Here is a 7,822-nt window from a genome sequence, read left to right as displayed (position 1 = left end):
TTTTTTGTCCCCGTCGCCCTTGACGACTCTTCCGCACCTTTGGCGGGTGTTGGTCAAGGGCGAATCCGGCCCTCCGCATGCCCCACGATGCTCAATGGGATGATCTGTGTGGAGTTTTCATAGAACTTTTGACGCTACCTTAAAATGGTTCTCACACTTTTCACTTTCCCGCATATACTTATGTTGGCGTCATCAAAACGGACCATCACTATGCCAAGTTGTTTATTTTATCCTATGCAAAAATTCAAAATAATTGACAGATGAATGCCGAAAATAGAAAAGCGAACAACGGACGGACAAGCCCGATTATCGATGCAAAAAAGCATGCCCCGGCGCTCGAGGCATGCCTAGCGGTTCAACAAGCTGCCGACATAGCGGAGCAATTCATTGGCCGACGTGGAGTTGTACCCGTATTCATCGATCAGGCGGGCGACGACTTCATTAATTTTTTTCAGTTGCTGTTCATCGGGCGTTTTCGTCGATGTCGTGATTTTCACAATATCCTTTAAATCAGCAAACAGCTTTTTCCGGATCGCTTCACGCAACCGCTCATGCGAATTGTAGTCAAACTTTTGCCCTTTGCGTGCGTAGGCGGAAATGCGGATTAAAATTTCTTCCCGGAACGCCTTTTTCGCATTTTCCGAAATGCCGATCTGTTCCTCAATCGAGCGCATCAGCTTTTCATCCGGATTCATTTCCTCACCCGTAAGCGGATCGCGCAGTTTCGTCTTGTTGCAGTACGCCTCGACGTTGTCCAAATAGTTATCCATCAACGTTTTCGCTGACTCTTCATACGAATAGACGAACGCCTTTTGCACTTCTTGTTTTGCGATTTCATCATACTCCTTGCGCACGAGCGAAATGAAATTCAAATACCGCTCGCGGTCTTCCTTCGTGATCGACGGATGCTGATCCAACCCTTCTTTCAACGAACGAAGCACGTCAAGCGCATTGATCGACAGCACTCCTTTGCGAATGATGCAGGCAGAAATGCGGTTGATGACATAGCGTGGGTCGATGCCGCTCATCCCCTCGTCCGGATGCTCCTTTTTCAGCTCCTCCACATCGACCTCGCTGAATCCTTCGATCATTTCGCCATCATACAAGCGCATTTTCTTCAATAAATCCACATCCGGCCGCTTCGACTCTTTCAGCCGAGTCAAAATCGTAAACATGGCCGCAATCCGCAATGTATGCGGGGCGATATGCACGTCGGCGACATCGCTTTCGCGGATCATTTTTTCGTAAATGCGCTCTTCTTCCGAGACGCGCAAGTTGTATGGAATCGGCATGACGATGATGCGCGAATGGAGCGCCTCGTTCTTTTTGTTGGCGATGAACGACCGATATTCCGTTTCGTTCGTATGAGCGATAATCAATTCGTCGGCGCTGATTAAAGCAAACCGCCCAGCCTTGAAATTGCCTTCTTGCGTCAGCGACAGCAAATGCCAAAGAAATTTTTCATCGCACTTTAACATCTCTTGAAATTCCATAATCCCGCGGTTGGCTTTGTTCAGCTCGCCGTCAAACCGGTACGCGCGCGGGTCGGACTCGGAGCCGTATTCCGCGATCGTTGAAAAATCGATGCTTCCCGTTAAATCGGCGATGTCTTGCGATTTTGGATCAGACGGACTGAACGTCCCGATGCCGACGCGGCGGTTTTCCGAGAAGAAAATGCGCTCCACTAGCACGTCTTCAATGCGTCCGCCGTACTCTTTCTCAAGCCGCATCATATTGAGCGGCGACAGCTCGCCTTCGATGCGAATTCCGTATTCGCGGTAAAAATCGTCGCGCAAATGGTGAGGAATGAGGTGAAGCGGGTCTTCATGCATCGGGCACCCTTTAATCGCATAAACGGCTCCGTGCTCCGTTTTGGAGTACTCCTCAAGCCCGCGCTTCAGGAGCGTTACCAACGTCGATTTCCCGCCGCCGACCGGCCCCATCAGCAGCAAAATCCGTTTCCGCACATCAAGCCGCTTCGCCGCCGGGTGGAAATATTCCTCAACGAGCCGCTCAAGCGCCTCCTCAAGCCCGAACAGGTGCTGGCTAAAAAACTTATATCGTTTCCGCCCATTCACCTCTTCGACCCCAGCATCTTTGATCATATTATAAACACGCGAATGAGCCGACTGGGCCACCCACGGCTTTTCTTTTAAAATCTTTAAATACTCGGCAAACGTTCCTTCCCATTTCAACTTTTCTTCTTCTTCCCGATACCGGGTGATTTTTTGCAAAATATCCATAAAGGACCTCCTCACCCTTGGATGTCTAACAGCAAGATTATTACAATTTATGTGAGGATGTCCCGTATCATTCGCCGCAAAAAAAATTTTGTCTCCTAACAACCAACTGCGGTCATTCACATGCTTAGCCATATTCGCTATAATAAAGGGGGAAACGCCTGCCACTTTCATTATGAAGGAGGAACAAACGATGCGCACGTTGCTTGTGCTAGGGGTTATCATTGCGTTTTTGACGGCCATTTTCACCGCTGGCTATGAAGACAAACCAGGCGTCAGACAATAAGACCAAAAAAACGACCTCCAGAGCGAAGGTCGTTTTTTTTTGTTTATGACAACCCATAAAACCGTTGTTGGCGCAACGCTTCGTACACTAAAATGGCCGCCGTGTTCGACAAGTTTAACGAGCGTACTTTGTCATTCATCGGGATGCGAAGGCAACGGTCCATATTGGCCTCAAGCAGCTCCCTCGGCAGTCCGGTCGTTTCACGGCCGAACACAAAGAAAATATGTTTTTCTGTATCGCTGAAATCAAACGAATCATAATACCGGCGCCCGAATTTCGTAATGAAATAAAACTCCCCTTCCGGAAAGCGGGCGAATAGTTCGTCAAGCGAGTCATAATACGAAATATTGACATACGGCCAATAATCAAGCCCGGCGCGCTTTAACATTTTATCATCCGTAGAAAAACCGAGCGGGCGGATCAAATGGAGCGACGTATCGGTTGCTGCGCACGTACGAGCGATGTTTCCAGTATTGGCTGGAATTTCTGGCTGGTATAGCACTACATGAAGCGGCATTTCCTTCACCTCAGCAACGTTTATTTGCGATCGATGATGTGAAAAAACTTATAGCGAATGTTCGGCGTATAGGCGCTTGAATCTTCATACGACCAATAGCGCATTCGGCTGTTTGTCGTATGGGCGTTCACAAGCGGCATCCCGTTCTGATCTTTCGCCACCACAATCGTTGAGTGGTCGAAGCGTCCGTCCCCTTGAAAATCATAACAGATGACATCGCCTGCCATCAATTGCTCCGGCTCCGCCACTTCCACCGCCTGCAAGCCAATGCACGACCCGCTCAAATACCAACGAAAGGAATGAGCGACAGCCCAGCTGTAACTCCAACTTCCGTTTTGACACCACCATCCCCTCGCCCGGTTCGGATAGCCCGTCATCGGTGCCCCGCCCGCATACAAGCATTGGGAAACAAAATTCGTGCAATCCACCGGAAACGACGGAAACACCGGGTTATGCCGATTCCACCACGTTTCCGCATACCGAACCGCCCGGGCGCGGTCATACTGGTAAGAAAGACGATCTCCCGTCCATTGCTCTCGTTCGACGCGCGGCGCCTCCATATCCCCCCCCAATCGGTTGATCGGTTCATCAGCAACAAGCTCACCGCCAACAAAACAGGCGCATCGCTCCTCAACCTGTTCTTCTATATATAGTGAACCCCTTTGCTTAATTAAAAATTGATGGTGGGCAATATACATCACTTTCGCTTCCCGCTCAATGGTCTGCCTGCCGACAATTTGCCCCCGGATCGTGCAACGGACGATCTCCGCACCGCGCTTTTGGCAAAGCTGTTGCTTTCTTGCCGCCTCTTCGCTTCGGATATTGCTTTCCGACACAAACGAGCGGGCTCGCTCATCCAACCACGCGCGCAACTGTTTTTTCATGCTGCTTTCCACCACTTTCGTTTTTGTTACTACCTTATGTGGGGAAGCTGCGTTTTTTTCCCTATTCCTTTGCCTCAGCCAACAGTTTTAGTCCTTTTTCAATCTCAGCGATCACATCGGCATCCGCCTCCGTTTGCCGCGCGGCCTCCAAATAAGGCTTAGCGCTTGGATCCCCGATTTTCCCGAGCGCCCACGCCGCCGTCCCGCGGATGACGGGACGGCTATCCTCTTTCAACAAACGCAGCAAATGCGGCACCGCGGTTTGGTCTTTGTAATGGGCAAGCGCCAGAATGGCATTGCGCTGAATCGGCTTTTTCCCACGCCATGAACCCGCCATGGCCCCAAATGTTTCTTGAAATTCACGGTTGCTCATCTGAAGCAGCGGGATGAGTTTCGGCTTTACCGCTTCCGGATCCGCCTCGAATTCCGGATGCAAATGAAAGTCTTTTCCCTTATTTTCCGGGCAGACTTGCTGGCATGTATCGCAGCCATACAGCCGATTCCCGATTTTCTCTCGAAACTCGTCGGCCAAAAAGCCTTTCGTTTGCGTTAAAAAGGAAAGGCACCGCTGTGCGTTCAGTTGTCCCCCTTGCACAAGCGCCCCAGTCGGGCAGGCATCAATGCATTTCGTGCACGTGCCGCATCGGTTTTCAACCGGTTCATCAGGGGGAAATGGAATATTCGTAATCATTTCTCCCAAATACACATACGATCCAAACTCTGGTGTAATAATAGAGCAGTTTTTGCCACTCCAACCGATCCCTGCCCGTTCCGCCACCGCCCGATCGGCGAGCTCTCCGGTATCCACCATCGAGCGAACGCGGGCATGGGGCACTTTGGCCAGCAAAAACTCCTCGAGCTGCTGCAAACGTTCCCGCAACACATCGTGGTAGTCCTTTCCCCATGAAGCGCGGCAAAAAACGCCGCGCCGTTCCGTCTTTGTCCCCCGCGGCGCATTTTTCATTTTAGACGGATAGGCAAGAGCAATGGCAATAATCGATTTTGCTTCCGGAAGAAGCAATGAAGGATTCGTCCGTTTCTCAATATCTGGTTCCTCAAAACCGGACTGATAGCCGAGCTCCTGCTGGCGGCGCAGCCGTTCCTTTAATTCCACAAACGGATCAGCGCTCGCAAATCCGATTTTATCAATGCCGATTGACCGACTGTACTCAATGACTTCCTGCTTTAATGCCATAACATCCATCGTTTTCCCTCCTTTCGTCATATATGGTAAAATGAAATCCGAGGTGATCAAGATGAAATGCGTGATATCAGAACAACTAAAGCAACGCCTTCCTTCTGGTAAATTCGGCGTCATCCGCTATTATCATATCGAGGTCAGCGATTCACCGCAAATGTTAAGGGGGCGGCTTGAGCTGTTTCAAGAATCTCTTTACATCGAGCTGCAGGAAAAGTCGATTGCCGACATTCCTGAAATGGTCGAATGGCGCCGTACTTTCAAACAAATCGGAACGGACCCAAGCCGCTATCGACCGTCAAGTGAAAGCCTGTACCGACGCATCCAGAAAAAAAGCTTCATTCCGCCTATCCATTCAGCGGCAGACATAAACAACTTTTTTTCACTCTATTATAAAATTCCGCTCGGCATCTATGATCTAGACCGCATCAACGGGACAGTGACGCTCACGATCGGCACGGAAAAAGATGAATACATCGCGTTAAACGGCCGCACAGTCAACTTTGCCAACAAACTCGTCAGCAAAGATGAACGAGGGCCGTTTGGCAGTCCGATCGTCGATTCGGAGCGGACCGCCGTGACGAGAGAAACGAAAAACGCTTTGCAAATCGTTTACTTTCTCCCATCAACGCCAGAAGAAACCGCCAAGCGCCGGCTTCAAGCCATCCAAACGATGTTTGTGCAAATTCATGGCGGCGAAGCCGACGCCCAATTGTTCGTTTGATCTTCTCCCCCCACTTTCCTGCCGTTGGAAACGGGGGACTCCCTTCCTACCTGAACTCTCTCCCTACGCTCACGCGTGGAAATGAGGGTCTTCTCGGTTTAGGGTGGTAAATAAAAAAACGCAATGCCTCGTTCTTTAACGAAACGAAACACTGCGTTGTCCCCAACAATCATAACGTAATTTTAAAGCTAACGAGAGATATTATAACAGACTTCCACACGCATCGCAAGAAAAAACGCAAAAATCGACAAAAGAAATTGTACAAAAGGGCACCAGAATCTCTGGTGCCAGCAACCAGTGACCCGTACGGGATTCGAACCCGTGTTACCGCCGTGAAAGGGCGGTGTCTTAACCACTTGACCAACGGGCCATTATGGCGGAGAAGGCGGGATTTGAACCCGCGCGCCGCAAAACTGCGACCTAACGGTTTAGCAAACCGTCCCCTTCAGCCACTTGGGTACTTCTCCAAAGAAATGGCTCCGCAAGTAGGATTCGAACCTACGACCTACCGGTTAACAGCCGGTTGCTCTACCGCTGAGCTATTGCGGAATGATGTATATGTTATGCACATCTTCCAAATGTACTCGTTGCCTCTTTCTCTGCCAGCTAATTCAAGGAAGCGAGATGCGTCGAGGCAACTCGCAGCGAATTCGAAGATGTGAAGCTCGTCGCTCCGATTTTGCTGTGGAACGATGGGGCATTGTTCGCCCATTATTATAGCGAATGACCCAAAAATATTCAATGGAAAATAATGGGCCTAAGTGGACTTGAACCACCGACCTCACGCTTATCAGGCGTGCGCTCTGACCAGCTGAGCTATAGGCCCATCAAAAGCGGGTGATGGGAATCGAACCCACGACATCAGCTTGGAAGGCTGAGGTTTTACCACTAAACTACACCCGCATAATATTTGGCTTAACATCCGCCACGCTGCTTCCATGCCCCTTCCTCTACCAGCTGATTCATAGAAGCCAGATGCGTCGGGGCAACTCGAAGCTAATTCGATGATGCAGATGCTCGTGGCTGAGGTTTTACCACTAAACTACACCCGCAAATATAGAATATAATGAAAAGGGCGACTAGTGGGAATCGAACCCACGCATGCCAGAGCCACAATCTGGTGCGTTAACCACTTCGCCATAGTCGCCTCGTTCTGGTGCCGGCTGCAGGACTTGAACCCGCAACCTACTGATTACAAGTCAGTTGCTCTACCAATTGAGCTAAGCCGGCACATTTAACATGAGTTACTGGATCATATGATCTGCTCGGTTGTTCCTCTTCCTCTACAAGCTGATTCGAGGAAATCAAATGCTCGGTGTCCCTTCCTCTGCAAGCTTATTCAAAGAAGTGGGATGCGTCGGGACAACTCGAAGCAGATTCAACGATGCGAATGCTCTTCTCTACCAATTGAGCTAAGACGGCATAATTTATAGTTTGATGGTGGCTCGGGACGGAATCGAACCGCCGACACAAGGATTTTCAGTCCTTTGCTCTACCGACTGAGCTACCGAGCCATATATTATTTTTTAACTCGCTCGTTGAATTGCTCTGTGCCTCTTCCTCTACCAGCTGATTCAAAGACGCTCGATGCGTTGAGGCAACTCGAAGCGAATTCGATGAAGCAGATGCTCGTCTCTACCGAATGAGCTGCTGAGCCGTATTTTTCATCTTTCACAATTTTGAAAGAATGGCGGTCCCGACGGGACTCGAACCCGCGATCTCCTGCGTGACAGGCAGGCATGTTAACCACTACACTACGGGACCAATTTGGTTGCGGGGGCAGGATTTGAACCTGCGACCTTCGGGTTATGAGCCCGACGAGCTACCGGACTGCTCCACCCCGCGGCGATAAGAATACACAATTGGTGTAAGTGGTGGAGGATGACGGGATCGAACCGCCGACCCCTTGCTTGTAAGGCAAGTGCTCTCCCAGCTGAGCTAATCCTCCACGAAATTGCCTAGCAGCGACCTAC

At 50.2% G+C, this 7,822-nt stretch carries 5 protein-coding genes and 11 tRNA genes; 1 reads left to right on the top strand and 15 read right to left on the bottom strand.

Annotation, left to right across the window (positions count from 1 at the left end):
* Nucleotides 1-347: 347 nt before the first annotated feature.
* From IKE44_RS11155 to queG, 4 genes are all read right to left on the bottom strand, one after another.
* Complete coding sequence (locus IKE44_RS11155; RefSeq protein WP_049624378.1) at nt 348-2,243, bottom strand: PrkA family serine protein kinase; 1,896 nt, start codon at nt 2,241-2,243, stop codon at nt 348-350.
* Nucleotides 2,244-2,569: 326 nt separating this feature from the next.
* Nucleotides 2,570-3,043 carry a tRNA (uridine(34)/cytosine(34)/5-carboxymethylaminomethyluridine(34)-2'-O)-methyltransferase TrmL gene (trmL, locus tag IKE44_RS11150; protein WP_049624377.1) on the bottom strand — a complete coding sequence of 158 codons (474 nt, stop codon included), beginning with the start codon at nt 3,041-3,043 and terminating at the stop codon, nt 2,570-2,572.
* A 20-nt stretch (nt 3,044-3,063) separates the two neighbouring features.
* On the bottom strand, nt 3,064-3,927 hold the full coding sequence (locus IKE44_RS11145) for an amidase domain-containing protein (protein ID WP_033016387.1): 864 nt from the start codon (nt 3,925-3,927) through the stop codon (nt 3,064-3,066).
* A 61-nt stretch (nt 3,928-3,988) separates the two neighbouring features.
* Entirely contained in the window at nt 3,989-5,131 is a 1,143-nt protein-coding gene (gene queG, locus IKE44_RS11140; protein WP_049624376.1) for a tRNA epoxyqueuosine(34) reductase QueG, read from the bottom strand.
* Between the two features lie 52 nt (nt 5,132-5,183).
* Here queG and IKE44_RS11135 point away from each other — a divergent pair, with 52 nt between their 5' ends.
* Entirely contained in the window at nt 5,184-5,849 is a 666-nt protein-coding gene (locus IKE44_RS11135; protein ID WP_033016385.1) for a B3/B4 domain-containing protein, read from the top strand.
* 298 nt (nt 5,850-6,147) lie between these two features.
* Here the strand turns inward: IKE44_RS11135 and IKE44_RS11130 are convergent.
* The 11 genes from IKE44_RS11130 to IKE44_RS11080 all read right to left on the bottom strand — a co-directional run bounded on the left by IKE44_RS11130 (nt 6,148) and on the right by IKE44_RS11080 (nt 7,797).
* Nucleotides 6,148-6,219 (bottom strand) — tRNA-Glu (locus tag IKE44_RS11130).
* Between the two features lie 4 nt (nt 6,220-6,223).
* Nucleotides 6,224-6,316 (bottom strand) — tRNA-Ser (locus tag IKE44_RS11125).
* 7 nt (nt 6,317-6,323) lie between these two features.
* Nucleotides 6,324-6,398 (bottom strand) — tRNA-Asn (locus IKE44_RS11120).
* Between the two features lie 203 nt (nt 6,399-6,601).
* Nucleotides 6,602-6,675 (bottom strand) — tRNA-Ile (locus tag IKE44_RS11115).
* A gap of 6 nt (nt 6,676-6,681) precedes the next feature.
* Nucleotides 6,682-6,752 (bottom strand) — tRNA-Gly (locus IKE44_RS11110).
* Between the two features lie 171 nt (nt 6,753-6,923).
* Nucleotides 6,924-6,996: transfer RNA gene (locus IKE44_RS11105), tRNA-His, on the bottom strand.
* Between the two features lie 7 nt (nt 6,997-7,003).
* Nucleotides 7,004-7,079: transfer RNA gene (locus IKE44_RS11100), tRNA-Thr, on the bottom strand.
* 208 nt (nt 7,080-7,287) lie between these two features.
* Nucleotides 7,288-7,363, bottom strand: a tRNA-Phe gene (locus IKE44_RS11095).
* 174 nt (nt 7,364-7,537) lie between these two features.
* Nucleotides 7,538-7,613, bottom strand: a tRNA-Asp gene (locus tag IKE44_RS11090).
* Between the two features lie 4 nt (nt 7,614-7,617).
* Nucleotides 7,618-7,694: transfer RNA gene (locus tag IKE44_RS11085), tRNA-Met, on the bottom strand.
* 27 nt (nt 7,695-7,721) lie between these two features.
* Nucleotides 7,722-7,797 (bottom strand) — tRNA-Val (locus IKE44_RS11080).
* Between the last annotated feature and the right edge of the window lie 25 nt (nt 7,798-7,822).

Origin of the sequence: Geobacillus sp. (genome assembly GCF_017515625.1) — a bacterium.
Lineage (GTDB): Bacteria > Bacillota > Bacilli > Bacillales > Anoxybacillaceae > Geobacillus > Geobacillus stearothermophilus.
This window is presented reverse-complemented; position numbering and strand designations above follow the sequence as displayed.